The 19,228-nt window shown below is 37.9% G+C and carries 17 protein-coding genes; 4 read left to right on the forward strand and 13 right to left on the reverse strand.

Annotated features, from left to right (window positions below; genetic code table 11):
- Positions 1–512 precede the first annotated feature (512 nt).
- Positions 513–2,438 carry a putative bifunctional diguanylate cyclase/phosphodiesterase gene (locus D172_RS19415; protein ID WP_007376371.1) on the forward strand — a complete coding sequence of 642 codons (1,926 nt, stop codon included), beginning with the start codon at positions 513–515 and terminating at the stop codon, positions 2,436–2,438.
- Positions 2,439–2,467: 29 nt separating this feature from the next.
- On the opposite strand, the gene D172_RS19420 is transcribed toward D172_RS19415, so the two are convergent.
- The 7 genes from D172_RS19420 to D172_RS19450 all read right to left on the reverse strand — a co-directional run bounded on the left by D172_RS19420 (position 2,468) and on the right by D172_RS19450 (position 9,278).
- Positions 2,468–3,169, reverse strand: coding sequence for a TorF family putative porin (locus D172_RS19420; RefSeq protein ID WP_007376370.1), 702 nt, complete (start codon positions 3,167–3,169; stop codon positions 2,468–2,470).
- Between the two features lie 9 nt (positions 3,170–3,178).
- Positions 3,179–4,396: a BCCT family transporter gene (locus D172_RS19425; protein WP_007376369.1), complete on the reverse strand. Its 1,218-nt coding sequence runs from the start codon at positions 4,394–4,396 to the stop codon at positions 3,179–3,181.
- A gap of 158 nt (positions 4,397–4,554) precedes the next feature.
- A complete protein-coding gene (gene betA, locus D172_RS19430; protein ID WP_007376368.1) occupies positions 4,555–6,222 on the reverse strand; it encodes a choline dehydrogenase in 1,668 nt (555 codons plus the stop codon).
- Between the two features lie 11 nt (positions 6,223–6,233).
- Positions 6,234–7,697 carry a betaine-aldehyde dehydrogenase gene (gene betB, locus D172_RS19435; protein ID WP_007376367.1) on the reverse strand — a complete coding sequence of 488 codons (1,464 nt, stop codon included), beginning with the start codon at positions 7,695–7,697 and terminating at the stop codon, positions 6,234–6,236.
- Position 7,698: 1 nt separating this feature from the next.
- Positions 7,699–8,274: a transcriptional regulator BetI gene (gene betI, locus D172_RS19440; protein ID WP_007376366.1), complete on the reverse strand. Its 576-nt coding sequence runs from the start codon at positions 8,272–8,274 to the stop codon at positions 7,699–7,701.
- 441 nt (positions 8,275–8,715) lie between these two features.
- Positions 8,716–9,021: a hypothetical protein gene (locus D172_RS19445; protein WP_007376365.1), complete on the reverse strand. Its 306-nt coding sequence runs from the start codon at positions 9,019–9,021 to the stop codon at positions 8,716–8,718.
- On the reverse strand, positions 9,021–9,278 hold the full coding sequence (locus tag D172_RS19450; protein ID WP_007376364.1) for a DUF3081 domain-containing protein: 258 nt from the start codon (positions 9,276–9,278) through the stop codon (positions 9,021–9,023). Before D172_RS19450 ends, D172_RS19445 begins: the two co-directional genes overlap by 1 nt.
- 146 nt (positions 9,279–9,424) lie before the next feature.
- On the opposite strand from D172_RS19450, the gene D172_RS19455 reads away from it, so the two are divergent.
- Positions 9,425–10,705, forward strand: coding sequence for a flavohemoglobin expression-modulating QEGLA motif protein (locus D172_RS19455; RefSeq protein WP_007376363.1), 1,281 nt, complete (start codon positions 9,425–9,427; stop codon positions 10,703–10,705).
- Between the two features lie 699 nt (positions 10,706–11,404).
- Here the strand turns inward: D172_RS19455 and D172_RS19460 are convergent.
- The 5 genes from D172_RS19460 to D172_RS19480 are packed head-to-tail and all read right to left on the reverse strand — an operon-like array spanning position 11,405 to position 16,930.
- Positions 11,405–12,394: a hypothetical protein gene (locus tag D172_RS19460; protein ID WP_237113703.1), complete on the reverse strand. Its 990-nt coding sequence runs from the start codon at positions 12,392–12,394 to the stop codon at positions 11,405–11,407.
- Positions 12,327–13,130: a DUF1338 domain-containing protein gene (locus D172_RS19465; protein ID WP_007376361.1), complete on the reverse strand. Its 804-nt coding sequence runs from the start codon at positions 13,128–13,130 to the stop codon at positions 12,327–12,329. The genes D172_RS19460 and D172_RS19465 overlap by 68 nt, the downstream gene beginning before the upstream one ends.
- A 35-nt stretch (positions 13,131–13,165) precedes the next feature.
- Entirely contained in the window at positions 13,166–14,632 is a 1,467-nt protein-coding gene (gene astD / locus D172_RS19470) for a succinylglutamate-semialdehyde dehydrogenase (RefSeq protein ID WP_007376360.1), read from the reverse strand.
- Positions 14,633–14,639: 7 nt separating this feature from the next.
- Positions 14,640–15,674: an arginine N-succinyltransferase gene (gene astA, locus D172_RS19475; protein WP_007376359.1), complete on the reverse strand. Its 1,035-nt coding sequence runs from the start codon at positions 15,672–15,674 to the stop codon at positions 14,640–14,642.
- Positions 15,675–15,724: 50 nt separating this feature from the next.
- A complete protein-coding gene (locus tag D172_RS19480; protein ID WP_007376358.1) occupies positions 15,725–16,930 on the reverse strand; it encodes an aspartate aminotransferase family protein in 1,206 nt (401 codons plus the stop codon).
- A 197-nt stretch (positions 16,931–17,127) separates the two neighbouring features.
- On the opposite strand from D172_RS19480, the gene D172_RS19485 reads away from it, so the two are divergent.
- Positions 17,128–17,556 (forward strand): Lrp/AsnC family transcriptional regulator, encoded by a 429-nt coding sequence (locus D172_RS19485; RefSeq protein WP_007376357.1) that lies wholly within the window; start codon positions 17,128–17,130, stop codon positions 17,554–17,556.
- Between the two features lie 31 nt (positions 17,557–17,587).
- Here D172_RS19485 and D172_RS19490 read toward each other — a convergent pair whose 3' ends face one another.
- Positions 17,588–18,532, reverse strand: a complete 945-nt coding sequence (locus D172_RS19490) for a hypothetical protein (RefSeq protein WP_007376356.1) — start codon at positions 18,530–18,532, stop codon at positions 17,588–17,590.
- 391 nt (positions 18,533–18,923) lie between these two features.
- Here D172_RS19490 and D172_RS19495 point away from each other — a divergent pair, with 391 nt between their 5' ends.
- Positions 18,924–19,226: an isoamylase early set domain-containing protein gene (locus D172_RS19495; protein ID WP_007376355.1), complete on the forward strand. Its 303-nt coding sequence runs from the start codon at positions 18,924–18,926 to the stop codon at positions 19,224–19,226.
- The last annotated feature ends 2 nt before the right edge of the window (positions 19,227–19,228 follow it).

Below are 19,228 nucleotides of genomic sequence, written 5' to 3' on the forward strand. Positions count from 1 at the left end.
CTAGGGCCTATTGACCTTTCAGGATTAAAATTTGTTCAATCTAGGGGCGATTTAATCGCGGCGTGAGGTTTGTAACCTAGCGGGCTAAGTCAAAACCAAGCAACAAAGAGTAAATTGCCCCTAGGCAGAACCCTTCGGGCAGCGCATGTTTGGCATTTATTCCACGTTATCGCCTATTTATGGGAAATAACCACACTACATAGACTCTGCCTTGCCTAAATACCAAACAGACTGCTGCAAATTTAACCTCGAAAGATAAACAGCCCCTAGCAGATTTAAATTTTCAGTAAAGGTAGTGTTTGCTGAACTACTTCCTCAATAAAATTAATTCAATATAGCAAGTACATAGGGTCTTCGCTTTGTGAAGAACAACGCTCATATCTATCGTTTTTACCTTCTATAGCACTGAAAATAAACACATCAAAAGACACCTTATATTGGACAATATCGAATTTAAAGCTTACGTTTAGTAGTATAAAAAGTTGATAATATTAAACAAAGGCATATCTTTAATGCATGTGAGCCCTCTAATAGAAAAAGAATTAAATGATAGTGTGCGGATCCTTTATTTAAATGCCTATTCTGGATTGTTTATATCTTTTATTGCTAGTACGGGCATAGTTTTTGGTTTTAGTGATAAGTCTTTTACTTCAGTTACCGATAAGCTTATTTGGTGGTTTATCATGGTTGTTGTTTTAGGGATCCGTTTGATAGATGTTTACTATTTTAAACGAAGCAGTAAAGCAGCGAGTTATATTGATTTATATAGATTCTCTTTAAGTGTAATCCTCACGGCGTTGATTTGGTGCTGTTATGGCTTGTATTTCCATTCATCTTTCAGCGTCCTAGAGCTTACAAGTATAATCATCATTTTTTCTGCACTTGGTGGTGGCTCTGCAAATATTCTTTCAGCGCATCGAGCAACATGTTTTATATACGCATTTTTGTTATTGATACCATATTCAGTGCTACTGACCCTATCTGAAGAACATTATCAAAATGTATTAGGAGTATTAGGTATAGGCTTTGGGTTTGTTACGCTTATTGCTTTACACAAGGCTGCAAACTTTACGCAAAATGCCATCCATTTAAAAAATCAAAATATTGAATTATTAGAACTGATGGAGCAGCGTGTCGAATTACGAACACAAGAAATTTATCATCTATCAAATAGCGATTCCCTTACTCAATTATTGAATAGAAACGCTTTTTTAAAAGAGTCAAAAAAAAGGCTATCGCGATACCCTAATGAATCATTTGCGTTGTTATTTATTGACTTAGATGGCTTTAAACATATAAACGATACTATGGGGCATGAGGTTGGCGATCAGATTTTAACAAAAACTGCCCAGAGAATTTCAGCAGTGTGTAGCCAAAATGAGTATAAGTGTCGGTGGGGAGGTGACGAGTTTTTATTACTTACTGATTATAACTGTAAGGATAAAACTAATGATTTTGCAAATAAAATCATTAGTGCCATTACACAAGTACACTCGAATAGCCATTATAAAGCGGGAATAGGTGCAACGATAGGTATTGCATTTTATCCTGAACATGGCAGTGATTTGGACGAATTAATACTAAACGCAGATATGGCGATGTATCATCAAAAGCGTATTAATAGAGGAAAAATTAGTTATTTTGATGATAATTTGCGTATGCAACTTGAGCGTATAAGACGCTTAAATGACAGGCTTTCTTTTGCGGTACAAGACGGAAGTTTATCGCTTGTTTTTCAACCTATTATAGATTCGAATACAAATCGCCCCAGTTCAGTTGAAGCACTTTTACGTTGGCAAATGGATGGTGAACCGGTTCCACCGGATGAGTTTATTCCTATTGCAGAGCAATATGGGATGATTAGTGAAATTGGACTCTGGGTTTTAAAAAACGCGTGTATTCAAGGGCTCGAGTTTCAAAGAATCATTCCCGATTTATCAATTAGTGTTAATGTCTCTGTTATGCAGCTTCAAGGGCAAAAATTTGTTGTTGAAGTTGCTGATATTTTAAGAAAATTTAGCTTTCCAGCTGATAAGTTACATATAGAAATCACTGAGTCAGTATTTGCTAAGGATAAAAGTACATTTTTATCAACGGTTAAATCTTTGCAAGAGTTAGGGGCTAGGATATCGATAGATGACTTTGGTACTGGCTATTCATCCTTATCAAGTATGTTAGATATTGGTGTGGATATCGTAAAAATAGATAAAACGTTTATTCAAGATGTCGATAAAAAAGGTCTGAGTATAGTAAATGCAGTGGTACAAATGGCCAGTTCACTTAGCTTTGATGTGGTTGCTGAAGGTGTTGAGACAATTGATCAGAGCGAAAAGTTATACAGTTTAGGCGTTTCGCATTTACAAGGTTATTATTTTTCTAAACCGTTAGATGCGAGTTCTTTATGCGCTTATCTTGAGAGCATAAAAAAGGCTTCATAAGAAGCCTTTTAATTATTGATGTGTTTTACTTACAAATCAAAAGTACGTGATATGGCAAGTACGATACGCTCATCTGCGTAATCGTAGTCAAGGCTCGTATTTTCAGCCGCCACTTCAATACCAAACCCTTCATAACTAGTTTGATATGCTAAACGGTAATGGTTATATGATTTTTTCTCGTTAACGTCCCACGCCCATTTTTGGCCATCAAGTGAGTTTGATATATCAAAACTTGCACGTAGTGCATGATTTGGAGCCAGCTCATAGGTGTGTGCAACCATTGAGATTACATGACCTCCACCTTGGCCAAAGTAATCCCAGCTATACCAAAAGTTAAGCTCAGTTTGGCCGTATTCACTCGCATAGCCAAACTTAGTGTAAGCTTCAGCGTAGTTACCATCGCTGTTATTACCTTGATAAGTGTAATAAGCAATACCGTAGTCAACGCTAAACTGCTCATCAAGCTGCACATACTTGCCTACATAAGCATCAAGTTCAAAATCAGTGTCATCACCAAAATCTACATTTGACGCCCAAACACCGGCGTATACACCGCTATCAAAAGCATAATCTAAGCTGCCTTGAATTGCAGGGTCGTTATCTGTCTGTGTTACACCATTAAATGTGTAGTCAGACGCTGCCGTGATTGTTGTTGACCAATCAGCAGCTGCTGTTGTTGATAAAAGTGCAAATGGTAGTGCTACTACAAGTTGTTTTAGTTTGTTATTCATTGTTTATCCCTAGTGTACTGTGTCTATTTTTGTGTAATCAATCTTGTTTGCTTTTGGTGAGCTGTCTATATTTTTGACTGTTTTAAATTTACTGTATCCAATAAAAGCAGCACACAGAAAGAATAGTCCAATAACTAATGCGCCTACCCACTGAATTTGTAAAAACTCTAGTTTAAATAATAGTGTTAATAGAGACAGAGCGACAACATTCCCAAGTATATATTTCATTTTACCAAAACGTTTAACAGTAAGGTTTAGGTTATCTGTATATAAACGCACTAACGAGTCGAGTGAGTTGATTACAAATACAATACCTACAAATACCATAGCAAAGTTTTTAATACCTTGAGTTGGGATCCCTGCTTCATGATAGTGATAAAGTACGCTAAACCATATCGCAATAGGAATAGAAGGGAATATCAACATCGCACCTAATACTTGGTATGTTTTAAGTCCACCAACAAAGCGTGATGTAAATTGACCAATCATTATGCTCCAGGCAAACCACCAAAATAAGTAAAACTCATGGTAATCATTCAACGGTAAAATAAATTCGTTAATGTTGGCAAAGTAAGTGCCAATTGAGCCCAAGTTATTAGTAAACGCAGACATTTCACTATCACCAATAACAAACGCGCCAACCCACATGAAAGCTATTAACGCTAAGAATAACCACGTAGTCGCAATACTTAAAATACGCACATATTTAATGTCGGTGCTTGAGTACACTGCAAAACAAATCGCGGCAAATACAATTAAATAAAACTCGCTAACTACACTTGTACCGTCACCTAATTCGGGTAAGTACCAAGGTAAATTTGTAAGTAGTAAATAAGCTGTAAATGCACATGTACCAATAATTACAACATTATTGATAAATTTAACCCAAGGAATTTCGAAAAATTTAACTTTAGGTTCTATTACACAGAAATAAAAGCACGTAAGAAAGTAAAATCCCCAGATCAAGAATCCCCAATAGCCAAATTCAATAGCCAGTGGATTTGCAAACGCGTATTCTGGGCTTGCTTTTATGTCTGCATAACCTGCAAACTCAGTTAAAGGAAACATAATAAGGCCAACATCAAGGCCTGATGTAAAAAGTATCGCTATAAACGTAAAGGTTTTTACCGGTGTTACACCTACTACACGTACATTACCCCATTTAAGTAAGATAATAACAACTGCGAGTAAAGTAAAAATGATGCCTGCATTAAGCCAAATAGTCATTGTTACCCTCCAGTAATGAATAAAAATAATTCATAAGCACTCCGTATTTTATTGTTTTATTCTTGCATTAACACAACGTAACCTATTTACATCGTGTGCCACTACAAGACACGCATTGGTTTAGTCCGACGAGACTAAACCAGAGCATGTGGCTAAAATTAGATCTTTGAACTACGTTGTGTTTCTTGCCAGTTTGTTGTTATGGCAACATTCACATCCGATTTCTGTAATGGGTTTTTACCCAAAATTATGTCAGCTGCTTTTTCGGCAACCATAATGGTAGGTGCATTCAAGTTTCCGTTAGGAACTGTTGGGAATATAGATGAGTCAACAACACGCAGTCCTTCAATACCATGTACTTGCGTATTTGAATTAACAACGGCCATATCATCTTCACCCATTTTGCATGAGCAAGAAGGGTGGTAGGCACTTTCTACGGCTTGGCGAACAAAAGCATCTATTTCTTCATCTGTTTGAATATGTTTACCAGGTTGAATTTCTTCATCGCGGTATTCATCAAAGGCACTTTGTTCGATTATATCGCGTGTTAAGCGAACGCACGCTCTAAAGCCTTCAATATCGTCTTGGTGTTCAAGGTAATTAAATAAAATAGTTGGTGGCTGCTCAGGGTTCGCAGAAGCAATAGTAACACTACCGCGACTTTTTGGTTTGTTATGACCAACATGTACCTGAAAACCATGACCTGCAAATGCACTTCTACCATCGTAACGCATAGCCGCTGGTAAAAAGTGATACTGAATATCTGGCCATTCAACACCTGGTTTTGAGCGAATAAACGCACACGATTCAAAATGATTCGTTGCACCTAAACCCGAACGCGTTAATAACCAGCGCGCGCCAATCAACCCTTTTGAAATAATGCCTAGCTTGCCGTTAAGCGTGATAGGTTGCTTACACTTGTATTGAAAGTAAAACTCAAGATGATCTTGTAAGTTTTGACCTACACCTGGTAGATGATGCTGTACTTCAACGCCTGCTTTTTCAAGCGCTTGAGTATCACCAATACCAGAGAGTTGTAAAATATGTGGAGAGCCGATTGGGCCTGCACTTAGTACAACGTCTTTTGCAGCATGTGCGGTTTTAACGTCGCCATTTACTTTGTATTCAATGCCTGTGGCTTTTTTGCCATCTAAAATCACGCGTTGTGCGAGTGCACCGGTAATAATCGTTAAATTACTACGCGATTTAACAGGGTCTAAATACTCACGAGACGCAGAGCTTCGCACGCCGTCTTTTACGGTCATGTGCATTGGGCCAAAACCCTCTTGCTGCGACGCATTATAATCATCTGTAGAAGCGTAACCTGCTTGTACACCTGCTTTGATAAAGGTGCGGTAAAGCGGGTTTTTCATTTCGTTGCCGTTATTAACGCCAAGCGGGCCTTTGCCACCACGGTAAGTATTTTCACCAAGGTAAAAGCTTTCTGCTTTTTGAAAATACGGTAAACACGATTGGTAATCCCAGCCGTTTGCACCGTGTTGCTGCCATTCGTCAAAATCTTTTGCGTGGCCACGTACATATACCATGCCGTTGATAGATGACGAGCCGCCTAATACTTTGCCTCGAGGACAATGCATTTCACGGTTATCTAAATGAGGCTCAGGCTGCGTATGAAACTGCCATGCGTATTTGTCACTATTCATAGGAATAGATAACGCGGTTGGCATTTTTATAAAAATACTTTTATCGCTACCGCCAGTTTCTAGTAGTAACACGCGGTTACTTGAATCTTCAGATAAACGGTTTGCTAAAACACAACCCGCCGAACCCGCGCCAACAATAATATAGTCGTAATGATTACTCATAGTAGGGCGCCTTAAAATGGGCTTTCTATGTCGGCCATACCAACATAAATAGACTTAGTTTGCGTGTATTGATCAAGAGTTTGTATACCATTTTCACGGCCAATGCCCGATTGCTTATAACCGCCAACTGGCATTTCAGCAGGTGAGTTACCGTATGCATTAATCCAACAAATACCAGCTTGTAACTTATGAATAACGCGGTGCGCACGTTTAATATCGCTAGTAAATACGCCTGCGGCCAAGCCTAGGTGAGTTGCGTTAGCGCGTGCAATAACATCGTCTTCGTCGTCAAAAACAAGCACGCTCATTACAGGGCCAAATATTTCTTCTTTAACGATAGTCATATCATCATTACAATCAATAAACACAGTCGGTGCTACAAAATAGCCATTAGGTGCAGATTCAGGTGAAAGCGTTGTACCACCAGTTAATAGCGTTGCACCTTCTTCAATACCTTTATTAACGTAGCTCATTACTAGTTCTTGGTGCTTTTTAGAGATAAGTGCGCCAAAGTTTGTATTTAAATCTTGCGGGTCGCCAGCAATAATGTTTTTCTCAGTGCGCGCTTTAAGCTCATCAATAAACTGCTGATATACATTTTTATGAACGTAAATACGTGTACAGTTAGTACAAATTTCGCCTTGCGTATAAAAGTTACCTAACATAGCAGCGCTAACAGCTTGCTCTATATTGGCATCATCAAATACTAATAGTGGAGATTTACCACCAAGTTCCATCGTGACATCTTTTAACGTACCGGCAGCACTTGCCACTACTTTTTTACCTGTGCCTACTTCACCCGTAAACGACACTTTATCAATATCGCTATGCTGAGTTAGCCACTGGCCTACATCGCCTGCGCCTTGAACAACATTAAACACACCTGCAGGTACGCCAGCTTCAACAAATACTTCTGCAAGTTTAATTGCGCCAAGTGGTGTTTCTTCAGATGGTTTGAATATAAATGCATTACCAGCAGCAAGGGCAGGGCCCGACTTCCAACATGCAATTTGTAGTGGGTAGTTCCATGCACCTATACCCGCACAGATACCTAATGGCTCTTTACGTGTGTAATAAAAGTCATCACCAACCATTTGTTGTTGGCCTACTTGTGCTGGCGCAAGGCCTGCAAAGTATTCAATTACATCAGCGCCGGTTTCAATATCAACACAATTTGCTTCTTGCATTGGTTTACCGGTATCTAGTACTTCTACGAGTGCTAACTCATCGTTGCGCTCGCGTAAAATAGCCACTGCTTTTAATAAAATACGACTACGTTCAACGGGTGTCATTGCTGACCACTGTGCAAAACCTTGTTTTGCACTGGCAATGGCTGCGTTTTGAATAAATTCGTCGGCAATTTCTACTGCGTAAATAACCTCACCCGTTGCTGGGTTTGTTACATCAAATGTTTTGCCGCTCTGGTTTGCAAGAGAATGGCCGTTAATAAAATTTTGATAGACAGGTGTAGTCACGCTAGGCTCCATATTGCTTGATAAGTGAAAGTACATAGCTTTTTGCTAACTTTTCACTGTGTTTAAACTGATTATTGTCTGATTTACTCAGTACTGCTCTTAACCATAGGCCATCGATCATCGCGGCGCTAAGTTCTGCAGCTTGATTTGCTTGCTCAATAGGCATTAATTGCTTAAAAGAAAATGCTAAATTACTTTGCAAGCGTTTACTGTTTACGTTTTGTAGTCTGTGTAATTCTTCATCGTGCATCGATTGCGCCCAAAAACTTAACCACGTTCGGGTTGTATCATTACGCTGTTGTACAAGCGCAAAGTTGGCTTCGATAATAAACATTAAACGCTCAGTGGCAGTGGTTTGATGACTTACTTTACTTATTAAGCCTTGCTTTAAGCTTGTTAGTAAGTATCTAACCGTGGCTTCAATTAACCCCTGCTTTCCACCAAAATAATGGCTAATGATGCCTGACGATAAACCTGCATTTTTACTAATGCTGTTTATCGTTGTGCCTTGCAGTCCCTTAGTAGCAACTGACTCTATAGTTGCGTCAATTAGCTGCTGACGTCTAACAGGTTCCATTCCGACTTTAGGCATAATTATTATTAATTGAACGTTCAATAAAGATAAGCTTAAGGTAATAGCTCTAATAATTCAAGGCTAAGGTAAACACCGAGATATTAAAATGTAGATAGAACATTAATGATCTAGTGATTAATAGAATAAATGCAATGATTTTAAAGTGGGTGTGTATTCAATAAAATCAAATGGTTAAGTTTGTTTTTTTGAGTATTTGAAATGGTGATGATTTCGTTACTATAATAAATTAAGAAAATCATTATAAAATCGTTAGTACCGTAATAGTTAGAGTACTAATAGTGTTATTTTAATGCAAAAGAGTATTAAACCTACAATTAGTTAGTGTTCTAATAAACACATGTGTAAATAGTTGACCTATAAATTAATTAATATTTAAATTAGATTCGGACAACATGATGCTCTGATTTTAAATTTTTATTGCAATTAAGCGTTATTAATAACGCCTTTAAATAGTAGGGGGTAACGTCTTAGTCTATTGCCAATGTAGTCGTTAGCTAAAATTTGCTGGCAAATAAAGTCAATATCTTTGCTTGCCTCAAAGACCCAATCAAAACGCTCTATAGCCAGTAAAAAACCACGCTTTAAATGAGTTTGAGAGCGGTACTGTTCTAGGTTTTTTTGAATAATTGAGATTTTGCTTGGATCAGCTTGAAGCTCTTCTACTACTTGGTTAATAAAAGTAGTATTGAGCTTACTGGTAGGGCGGTGTCTTAATTTTTGTGGGTGCATTAGCGCTCGTTTGCAATGTTATATAATTTTTTCAAAAAGTCGTCTTTATGTTTTTCATGTTGGTAGTCAAGATGATAAGTATTATGAAAACCAAAGCGTAATTCAACGCCGCTACCTTGTAAATATACGGTGTAACCGTCTACGTCAGAATAAGCAGTAACCCCTTGATAATGTTTACCTTCATCAGTCATTTCGCCTTTTTGAATTATGCGTTCATAAACGGCTAAAATCTGTTTATTGTCGAGTTCGTTTTTCATGCTTTACACCTTTTATTTAGTAACTCATACGATACAGATATGAGGGTCGATCAACTTAAAAACAATAGCTAAAAAAGTGTGATATTGCTTTGTAATTTAGCCTTTTTAAATTATGCTCAAAACTCATTTATTGTTGAGCTTACACCATGATAGACAAGGCGTTACTACTAAAAACTCGTGAATTATCGGATCAATTAATTGCATTGCAAACGCCTATTAGGATACTCGATGCTATTAATTGGGATAAACAAACTAAAGAGGAGTTTTTTAGACAAAAATGTCAAAAAAATCCACTTATTGATCGTGCATACTATCAACAGCGCGACCTCGGTTTTGTACCTAGCGAGTTACGCCAAGCGTTTTCTACTTTGCACCGTAACATTATTAACCAATTGGGGCAGTTAAATCCCATTGCTCAATACATGGGAAAAATGTGCACAGAGTATAAAACGGTATTAAGCATGCTTGAGTATCGTGGCACGCCTGAGTTCCATGACTTATCGGTAGAGTTATTTGGTCATCCTAAAGATTTATTTCATGCCGGTGAGCCATCACTTTCTGAGCTAGCTAATATGCTAGATAAACCGCTGCAAAATTTACTCATAGCCGACATACTACCTGACGACCCTAAAAATATTGCTGCTGTTGATGCGGTGCGTATTTTGTCTGAGCAAGTAAATGCCAGCATGGCAGGTATAAACGTAGAGGTTATGCTTAGCGATGGGATTGTCAGTGATGCAGCCGCCGGTGCAAATAATATAAAACTAAATCAAGATGTAAGTTTTTCCCAGCGTGAGCTTGATATTTTAGAAGTTCACGAAGGGTGGATACACGTGGGCACAACTCAAAATGGATTAGCGCAGCCGTATTTAACCTGTTTAAGTAAAGGTACGCCAAGCTCGACTATTACCCAAGAAGGTTTAGCGGTACTTACCGAAATTATTACATTAAAATCGACCCCAAGGCGTTTATCTAAATTAGTGAATCGTATTCAAGCCGTTACAAAGGTAATAGATGGCGCTGAGTTTGTAGATATTTACCGTGACTACGTAGCGCAAGGTTTATCAAAAGATGACAGCTACACACTTGCGCAGCGTGTATTTAGAGGCAGTACGCCAACAGGTCTGCCGTTTACAAAAGATATTGCCTACATTAAAGGCTTTGTACTGGTTTATAACTTAATACGCGTAGCAATACAGCTTGGTCGAATCGATAGGCTACCTTTATTATTGGTAGGTAAAATATCGATAGATGACTTTAGATTAATATCGCAGCTTCATGATTTAGGTGTGATAGAGAGCCCACAATTTGTGCCGCCACACTTTAAAGATTTACGCGGTTTGGCTACCTGGTTGAGCTTCGGTCGTTTTATTGGCGACTTATCGTTTGAAAAGTTAGAAAACGATTATAAACCGTTATTTTTATAATTATAAATTATTGGTCAATTCATTAATAAGGGAAGCTGCTACCTTATTAATAAATTTTAGTACAGTGATAGTTGTTTTAAATTGGGTAACTACATACTTCTATAGTTGAGGAATAGGAGAATTATTAGCGTATTAAAGATTGGATTTGTACTTTATTCATTTTAAAAAACACCTATGCACGCTTAAAGAGGTTGAAATCGGTTGCCATTGCTAATGTGTATCCCCTCATCCTACAGCTGATAATTAAATCACTGTTGTTCAATTTAGGTAACTGAATAGGCCGAGGATTTCATTTATATTGTCGCAAGTAGGGCTTGAAATATAGAATCAAAATACTGGTTTTATTGTTTAGTACTGTCGGTTGGGGAGTTCGTTGCATCAAACATAAAACCGCAAAATGAACCGTAAATACAACCGTCTAGGTAGTACCGTGTTTGGCTTAACGAACTGATTACTCCATTATTAATGGTAATACTTGTCACGCAGGTTGTCACAATGAAACGACAAGGTTCTGCAACAATTTGCACTGTTCCAGATGCTTAGGTAGTTGTTGAGTTTATTAGCGCAAAAAACACGTCAAGCGGAAGTGCATCTACACTGTATGGCACAGGGAAATACCACCTGAATTAAGCGTATTAATAGCATTAACTTATTTAGTTGAGATTACCGATTAATAAAATTAATCGGTAATCTTAATATTCATTTGTGTTGAGCTATATTAAACGTAGTTTTATATATTGCCATCATCCGCTCTGCTACCTCTGGCGAAGTCGAATTATGGTGAGTCTGCTTTAAAAAATCATAGGCTGCAGGTGTTTTCATGTAATTATCAATTAAGGCGATTGCTTTTTTTCCTTCTGAAGTTTTACTACAAGCAAAGTACCCATTTATAAACTCGGGGTATTCACTTATGTCTCGACTTTCTAGCTGAGAAAATTGCGTATCTGTTAAGTTCATTTTCATAGTGTTTTCATAATCGATGATCATATCAACACGTTTATGAATTAATAATTGGCTAAGTTGAGCAAAGCTGTTTGCGCCTGTTATTTTTGCTACTTGGGTTCTATAATCCGAAAATATCGCATCTAATTGTTGATAACTTGTTGAACTAACTATGGCAAAGGTGTGTTTGTTATTAAGTAATTTTGAAATAGAAACTTTTGTAGGTAAATCTTTTAAAGTGTTTTTGAAACCGAATAATTTGCGTTGCTGATGCATATAAGTTGGAATTTGAGAAAAGACAAGCTGTTTGTTTCGAGCTTTTGTTTTTATTAAATTAAAGCTACAAACTGCCTCGTTAGTCGATAAACGTTTAATTAATCGAGCATGATTTGTTCTCGTTAAAACGGTATTAAAATACGTGTTCAAAATTGGCTGAAAAAAATTATAGTATTGTTCGCCGGGTCTTGAATCGGCATCTTCATCTGAAAAATACGAATAAGATAAAATAGTGAGGGAAGGGTTCGCATAAATTAAAGAAGGTGTAACTAATAAACTGATAAGAATACATATTTTAAAAAACTTCATATTTATGCCTTTTTCTTTAAAAATACCAAGTATCTCCAATGTTGTCTTTATAAAAAGCCCTTTCGGGCTTTTTTGTACTAAATTTTGAATTTTATTATCGAGCGTTGGTGCTTTCAAATATTTTGTCAGCAGAGGCTGCAACAAAACCAGTATAAAGCTCACCGTCTGCTTTAGGGTAACGAATAGCAAACTCATAAAAACAGCTAGGGATGCTCATATCACCGTCACTAAAGGTAACTGAGTATTCATCAGCAAGTGTTGACGATTGCTCTAGTAACACCTCTGGAGAGCCTTTAACCTCGCCGCCTGATGTATTAAGCGAAAAACCTGCATCTTTTAGAGCTTGGTTAACATCATGAATGTTATCAAACTTAGCAAGCGTATTAATATTTACGGTAAAGTGATTGGCACGGTAACCCCACGCCGACATCCACGCTGCATATTCGCTTTCAGCTAGCAGTTGTTTGTAAGTATCGGTGCTTACTTGCCAATGCGTGCCTGAATATAAAAAGTTGTCTGCTGTAACTGCACTTTCGTCAATTTGACTTACCATACCTGTCACGATGGCTTGTAACTCTGGCGAGCATTTTTCTACTAATAGCTCAGAGATAAACACTTTTGGCTGAGCCGGATCGCTATGCTCATAGTGTTTTGCGTAAAGTTTTTTAGCTTCAAAGTGGTACTCACCACATTCTTTGTAACCAATTGCTAAAAAGTGAGCGGCGAGCTTTTCAAGACTCACTTTTTCTATATTAAATGTACGCAGCGCAATATGATCGTTAATGATGTCATCTTTTTGCGTTGACCCTAAAAGGTCATGAATTTTATCTGCCGATGGAGTTACGTTTAAATAGTTTTCCCAAAGGTTCTCAAATAATGTATTTACATCAGTATGCATGTTAAGTCCTTAAATCTAAAATTTGGTTTTATTGCTTATTCAATTACTAAGCCCGGCGCTAGGGTTTGCGGTAAGTTCACTTTGTCTGACTCCACAGATGCTACAGGGTATGCGCAATAATCGGCGGCGTAGTATGCACTTGCTCTGTGATTACCACTGGCGCCAATACCGCCAAATGGAGCTGCACTAGAGGCTCCTGTAATGGGGCGGTTCCAGTTAACAATACCGGCACGAATACGCTTTAAAAAGTGAGTGTAATCATCTTCACTGTCGCTAAGTAAACCTGCAGATAAACCAAAGCTTGTGTTGTTGGCTTCAATAATTGCACTGTCAAAGTCGGTGTAACGATACACTTTAATTAGCGGCCCAAAATGCTCTTCATCTGGCATGTCGGTAATGCTTGTTACATCAATAATGCCAGGGCTTACAAAACCTGTGCCTGGTTTTAATTGCTTAAGTTCAACAAGGATTTGTGCACCTTTTAAGACTAATTCACTTTGCGCGGCAACCATACCCAATGCTGCTTTTTCGCTTATCATTGCACCCATAAAAGGCTGCTCTGTAGCAAAACTGTCGTCTACAACTATGTTTTTAGTTGCGCTTATTAGCTTTTCTAAAATAGCATCACCATTGAGCGACTTTTCAATAAATAAGCGACGTGCACACGTACAACGTTGACCTGAGGTAATAAAGCCTGATTGAATAATATCGTGCACAGCAGCGCTTATATCGCTCACATCTTTTACAATAAGAGGATTATTGCCGCCCATTTCAAGCGCTAAAATTTTGCCAGGGTGTCCTGCAAACTGTTTATGTAATAAGTGGCCTGTGTTTGAGCTACCGGTAAAAAACAAGCCATCTATATCTTTATGAGAAGCAAGTGCTTTACCTGTTTCAATTTCACCTTGGACAAGGTTAATAACACCCGCTGGCAAACCTGCTTTTAACCAAAGTGAGAGGGTAAATTCTGCAACGTGCGGAGTCAATTCTGATGGCTTAAATACAACGGTATTACCGGCTAAAATTGCAGGAACAATATGCCCGTTTGGTAAATGCCCCGGAAAGTTATACGGACCAAAAATAGCCACAACGCCATGCGGTTTGTGTCTAATAAACGCTTTAGCACCGGGCATTGGGTTTTCGGTTGTACCTGTACGCTCATGGTACGCTTTTACAGATATAGCTACTTTGCCTGTCATTGCGCCCACTTCGGTACGGGTTTCCCATAATGGCTTACCCGTTTCGCGTGCAATAATAGTAGCAAATTCTTCGCTGTGTTCTTTTAATTGTGCTGCGAAGTTTTCTAAAATGGCGATACGCTCTTTAAGTGGTTTGTCTGCCCATTGTAATTGCGCGGTTCTGGCTGCTTTTATAGCAGAATCTACTTGCTGGGCGTTTGCGCCATTACCTTGCCATACCACATCGCCATTACTTGGATTGATTGACTTAAATGCTGGACCAAGTCCCACATGCCACTGATTATTAATTAGGTGTGTATTCATAAATTATTTACAGGCGGAAAAATCGCGCTGCATCTCCTTGGCTTAAATTAAGCGCATTAGCCACATCTTGGCTAATGACGAGGGTATGTTTTGCATGATTGTAATGTGCGTCTTTGGTAAATGTTGCTCTAAAGCCACTTACGCCTTGATTACATACAGCCAGCGTATCAGAGCTATTTTGTGATATGTGATCAAGCTCGCCAATCGTAACAGGGCAAACTTGAGAGTCGCGAATGCTGCGAATATTACCAAGCTTTGCTTCAACTGTTGGGCCTGCATCAAATAAGTCAACGTAGCCTCTGTGCTCAAAACCTTCCTTTTCTAATAGTTTTAGCGCAGGTTTTGTTTTTTCATGCACATGCCCAATCACTGCTTGGGCTTTTTTACTAAGCAAGTTCACATAAATAGGGTATTTAGGCATTAACTCGCTAATAAACACCTTATCGCCTAAGCCAACTAAGTGATCCGCTTGTGGAAATTCGATACTAAAAAAGTGCTCTTGTAGCCATTGCCAAAAAGGAGAATGACCGTCTTCGTCGCTAACACCGCGCATTTCTGCGATAACAGTATCGGCAAAACGCTCGCTGTGCTGAGCCATAAACAAAAAGCGTGAACGAGATAAAAATCGACCCGTTAGGCCTTTACGGCTATTTTCGCGCAAAAATAATGTGCATATTTCTGAGCAACCAGTGTAGTCGTTACACATGCTTAAAATATCAACGGTGTTATATACATTTAAAGTAGGCGAGTGGTGTACTGTTTTACCCAAATGATAATGATATAAAGGCACCGATAAACCTACCGCAGCTTCTATAGCGGTTGTGCCAATAACGTCACCTGTTTCACTGTCTTCTAAAACAAATAAATAGCTTTCATCAAGTGGCTGGTTAATGTTTTTGGCAAAGCTTTTTTCAGCACGTTCAATCTTTTCTTTAAGCTGTGTATCGTCCACAGGTAAAGAGGTAAACCCATGACCGGATTCAATCGCTATTTGTTTAAGCGCGTCAAAATCATTGGCAGTAATAGGACGTAATACTTGCATTTATTGCTTGCTCCAATAGCACGCTTGTAGGCGTGCTAATTTAAACTATATTAACCGTTTACTACATCGCTAACTGCTTTTTCAAAGCGCGCTAAGCCTTCTTTAATATCCTCAAACGGGATAACTAAAGACGGTGTAAAGCGAATTACATTCATGCCAGCTACAAGGTTCATTAAACCATTATTAGCACTGGCTACTAAAAAGTCGCGTGCACGGCCTTCAAATTTGTCATTTAGTACTGCGCCAATTAATAAGCCTTTACCGCGTACTTCGCTAAATACGTTGTATTTTTTGTTAATTGCGTTTAATCCGTCACGGAACAATTGCTCGCGCTCTTTAACTCCGTTTAGTACGTCTGGTGTATTTACAGTATCAAATGCGGCTTCAGCTACAGCACAAGCTAGCGGATTACCGCCATAAGTAGAACCGTGAGTACCAATTTTTAAATGCTCAGCAATCGGTGTACGTGTGATCATAGCGCCAATTGGAAAACCACCACCCAATGCTTTTGCCGTTGTTAAAATGTCAGGAACAACCCCTAAACCTTCATAAGCGTATAAATCGCCTGTGCGACCAACACCCGTTTGTACTTCATCAAAAATAAGTAACGCATTATGTTTAGTACAAAGTTCGCGTACTTTTTTAGCAAAGTCATCTGTTGGTGAAATAATACCGCCTTCACCTTGTAATGGTTCCATCATAACAGCACATGTTTTATCGCTGATCAGCGCTTCAAATGCCGCTATATCGTTAAAATCACAATGTACTATGTCAGCTGGTTTTGGACCAAAGCCATCTGAATAAGCCGCTTGCCCGCCCACAGTTACTGTAAAGAATGTGCGACCATGGAAACCTTTATTAAAGGCAATAATTTGCGTTTTTTCAGCGCCATATACGTCTAGTGCATAACGACGCGCTAACTTAAGCGCTGCTTCGTTTGCTTCTGCGCCTGAGTTTGCAAAGTAAACTTTATCAGCAAATGTTGCTTCAACCATTTTTTGAGCTAAACGAAGTGCTGGCTCATTGGTCATAACATTTGATAAGTGCCAAATTTTTTCACCTTGTTCTTTTAGTGCTTTTACTAATGCAGGGTGACAGTGACCTAAACAGTTAACGGCAATACCACCGGCAAAATCAATGAACTCATTATTATTTTGATCCCAAACGCGTGAACCTTCACCACGAACTGGAATGATTGCTGATGGATTATAGTTTGGTACCATTACGTCGTTAAATAAGTCTCTAGTTACTTGCATTTTTGTACACCTAAATTAAATGGGCTTAGATAAAAGATTAGTTGCTAAATTAAAGAAGAATATAGCCGTTATTCTTGAGCAAACACGTTATTATTTTTTATAGGACACTATTATCGAAGGTTCGCAGTTAAAATTGCAGTGCTATTTTGTGAAAAATGGTTAGAATAAAAGGCAAAATAACGAAATAAATAACCATTATGATAACTCCACAAGACGAAAAGCTATTATCGATACTAAAAACAAATGCACGCGCGAGTATTTCTGACCTTGCCAGACTATTGAACCTGTCGCGCTCTACAGTGCAAAGTAGAATGTTAAAGTTAGAAGAAAGCGGGGTAATTAAAGGGTATAGCGTAGACTACGGAGATGACTATTTAAACAAAATGGTATCGGCGCATGTATCAATAAAAGTAAAGCAAAAGCTCACCACTAAAACCAACTTAGAACTAAAACAAATTGATGCCATTTCACAGCTTTATGCCATAAGTGGCGAGTTTGATTTAATTGCGGTAGTTCAAGCACAAAATTTGGAGCAACTTAGTCATTTGCTAGACGATATTGGCAACCTTGATGGGGTAGAGCGTACAACATCGTCTGTTATTTTAGAAACCAAATTCAAGCGATGAGCCAGAGTATGTATTATGTCAATGCATCAGATTACTTTGTTGATGCATTGGTTATTTTTGGCGTCACTTTTACTCTTTTCACCTCAGTTTTATTTGCTTCATCAAGCTTAATAAAGTAAGCATTACCGCCAATACCTTTAAACTCTTCATCTGTGAATACAATGGTGTTGTCGTCAAAGAACGTAACAGCCTCTTTTTGAGTAACAATCCCTAGGTCTATTTTTGATACATCACCAGAGAAGAATTTATCACCTTCAAAGTTTTCAAATAACCAAATACTGGTTGAATCAAGTAATACCAATTTTTTACGGTCAGGACTTAAGGCTGCTGATGTTATCCAACATAGTTTTTCTAATGTAGTACATGTTTTGAAAGAATCGATTAACTCAGCTTTAAAGTTAGCGGCGTGATCGCCCACTTTATATACCTTAGTAATACCATCAAACGGTTCAGTGCGGTTTTTAGTAAATAAATATAAATGACGGCCAAGTGCGACAAATGCTTCTAAATCAAAATTTCGATTATTGGGTTTTATTGGACTTCCATCCATTTCTGGGTAGGTAAATTTTATAATTTCTGCTTGAGTTATATCTGTTTTTATATCTATTGGGTTTTCTATTTTATAAATAGTGAGCCATCTGCGATCGTTTTTGTTATTGCCAAAATCACCTAGGAAAAAATGCCCAAACTTGTTTTGAGTCATATCTTCCCAGTCTATGTTTTTGGCATTTTCAACTAAGATTTCTTTGGCGATAGAGCCATCTTTATTGAGCCTATATAGTTTGGGTTCATTGCCTCCATCGTTAATAGCCCATAGGCGTTTTTGCTTATCAAATTCTATACCTGATATTTCTTTTAATTTAGGATCAACTGAGATTTCTTTTTTGCTATAAAGGGTATAGATTGAAGAACCAATAAGTGTGGCTATTATTAAAAAAGTGATTGCTATAGTTATTAGAATGCTTTTTTTCAACATGAAAATTATGATATTTCAAAGTATTAATATGCGGTTTATTATCGTTTATAAAAGCGCATAACAAAAGAATTTTATAAGTTTAAGTAATACTTTTGAATTATTCCATGTTTGGTACTAATAAAAGTTTAGACAATAAATAAAGTGTGGCACGTCTAGTTGGTTTAAATATTGCTCTATAATATTGAGCTTTTCAAAAGTGAATGTTTAGATACTAACTGCACTTTTTAGGTGCAAAAAAAAGAATTGCTGCACTGTAATAATGCGTAAATAAAGTTTTGGTTAACTTACAACGTGTTTAATGATTTTGAATGGAATCCACATCGCCTTTTTGTTTAGTTGTATGGCCTGTGGCAAAGATTAATTACCCTTTATGGTTTAGTTGGAGCCTGCTATGTTGAATAAACGTTTTTTTAAAACAAAAGATGAAGCTGAAGTTACTTTTGAGTTCACTCACCCTGAGGCAGAGCAAGTCTGTTTGCTAGGTGAATTTAATGATTGGCAGCCAGTGCCAATGAAGCTCAATAAAAAACAGGGCGTTTTTAAGTGTAAGCAACGCCTTCCTATTGATCAGCAGTTCCATTTTCGTTATCTAATCAATGGAGATATTTGGGATAACGACCACCAAGCCGACGGTTACATTGGTAATACATTTGGCACAGAAAATAGCATAGTGAATACGCAACGTATAAATTAAGG

This window comes from Pseudoalteromonas sp. Bsw20308, from assembly GCF_000310105.2.
Taxonomy (GTDB): domain Bacteria; phylum Pseudomonadota; class Gammaproteobacteria; order Enterobacterales; family Alteromonadaceae; genus Pseudoalteromonas; species Pseudoalteromonas fuliginea.

What these genes read in the sequence shown, in the direction of transcription:
- D172_RS19415 (WP_007376371.1), top strand. Translation starts at nt 513, where the DNA reads ATGCATGTGAGCCCTCTAATAGAAAAAGAATTAAATGATAGTGTGCGG.
- D172_RS19420 (WP_007376370.1), bottom strand. Translation starts at nt 3,169, where the DNA reads ATGAATAACAAACTAAAACAACTTGTAGTAGCACTACCATTTGCACTT.
- D172_RS19425 (WP_007376369.1), bottom strand. Translation starts at nt 4,396, where the DNA reads ATGACTATTTGGCTTAATGCAGGCATCATTTTTACTTTACTCGCAGTT.
- betA (WP_007376368.1), bottom strand. Translation starts at nt 6,222, where the DNA reads ATGAGTAATCATTACGACTATATTATTGTTGGCGCGGGTTCGGCGGGT.
- betI (WP_007376366.1), bottom strand. Translation starts at nt 8,274, where the DNA reads ATGGAACCTGTTAGACGTCAGCAGCTAATTGACGCAACTATAGAGTCA.
- D172_RS19445 (WP_007376365.1), bottom strand. Translation starts at nt 9,021, where the DNA reads ATGCACCCACAAAAATTAAGACACCGCCCTACCAGTAAGCTCAATACT.
- D172_RS19450 (WP_007376364.1), bottom strand. Translation starts at nt 9,278, where the DNA reads ATGAAAAACGAACTCGACAATAAACAGATTTTAGCCGTTTATGAACGC.
- D172_RS19455 (WP_007376363.1), top strand. Translation starts at nt 9,425, where the DNA reads ATGATAGACAAGGCGTTACTACTAAAAACTCGTGAATTATCGGATCAA.
- D172_RS19465 (WP_007376361.1), bottom strand. Translation starts at nt 13,130, where the DNA reads ATGCATACTGATGTAAATACATTATTTGAGAACCTTTGGGAAAACTAT.
- astD (WP_007376360.1), bottom strand. Translation starts at nt 14,632, where the DNA reads ATGAATACACACCTAATTAATAATCAGTGGCATGTGGGACTTGGTCCA.
- astA (WP_007376359.1), bottom strand. Translation starts at nt 15,674, where the DNA reads ATGCAAGTATTACGTCCTATTACTGCCAATGATTTTGACGCGCTTAAA.
- D172_RS19480 (WP_007376358.1), bottom strand. Translation starts at nt 16,930, where the DNA reads ATGCAAGTAACTAGAGACTTATTTAACGACGTAATGGTACCAAACTAT.
- D172_RS19485 (WP_007376357.1), top strand. Translation starts at nt 17,128, where the DNA reads ATGATAACTCCACAAGACGAAAAGCTATTATCGATACTAAAAACAAAT.
- D172_RS19490 (WP_007376356.1), bottom strand. Translation starts at nt 18,532, where the DNA reads ATGTTGAAAAAAAGCATTCTAATAACTATAGCAATCACTTTTTTAATA.
- D172_RS19495 (WP_007376355.1), top strand. Translation starts at nt 18,924, where the DNA reads ATGTTGAATAAACGTTTTTTTAAAACAAAAGATGAAGCTGAAGTTACT.